The following is a 283-nucleotide window of genomic DNA, read 5'->3' on the forward strand; positions in this document are numbered from 1 at the left end:
AGAGTGCCCACCCGAAGTGCTGGCAACTAAGATCAAGGGTTGCGCTCGTTGCGGGACTTAACCCAACATCTCACGACACGAGCTGACGACAACCATGCACCACCTGTCTCCTCTGTCCCGAAGGAAAGATACATCTCTGTATCGGTCAGAGGGATGTCAAGACCTGGTAAGGTTCTTCGCGTTGCTTCGAATTAAACCACATACTCCACTGCTTGTGCGGGTCCCCGTCAATTCCTTTGAGTTTCAGTCTTGCGACCGTACTCCCCAGGCGGAGTGCTTAATG

The 283-nt window shown here is 53.0% G+C and carries 1 rRNA gene; it reads right to left on the reverse strand.

From position 1 onward, the window contains the following. A 16S ribosomal RNA gene (locus HP548_RS27710) occupies positions 1-283 on the reverse strand; the annotation flags it as partial.

Origin of the sequence: Paenibacillus taichungensis (assembly GCF_013359905.1) — a bacterium.
Taxonomy (GTDB): domain Bacteria; phylum Bacillota; class Bacilli; order Paenibacillales; family Paenibacillaceae; genus Paenibacillus; species Paenibacillus taichungensis.